The 272-nt window shown below is 45.6% G+C and carries 1 rRNA gene; it reads left to right on the forward strand.

Annotated elements, in window-relative coordinates:
• Positions 1-116: 116 nt before the first annotated feature.
• Positions 117-272: ribosomal RNA gene (locus tag GNF10_RS37545) — 16S ribosomal RNA — on the forward strand; the annotation flags it as partial.

Consider the following 272-nt stretch of genomic DNA (forward strand, 5'->3'; position numbering starts at 1 on the left):
GGGTGGGCACTCGAAGATACGGATTCTTAACGTCGCAAGACGAAAAATGAATACCAAGTCTCAAGAGTGAACACGTAATTCATTACGAAGTTTAATTCTTTGAGCATCAAACTTTTAAATTGAAGAGTTTGATCATGGCTCAGATTGAACGCTGGCGGCAGGCCTAACACATGCAAGTCGAATGGTAACAGGAAACAGCTTGCTGTTTCGCTGACGAGTGGCGGACGGGTGAGTAATGTCTGGGAAACTGCCTGATGGAGGGGGATAACTAC

Source organism: Nostoc sp. UCD121 (assembly GCF_014222285.1).
Lineage (GTDB): Bacteria > Cyanobacteriota > Cyanobacteriia > Cyanobacteriales > Nostocaceae > Nostoc.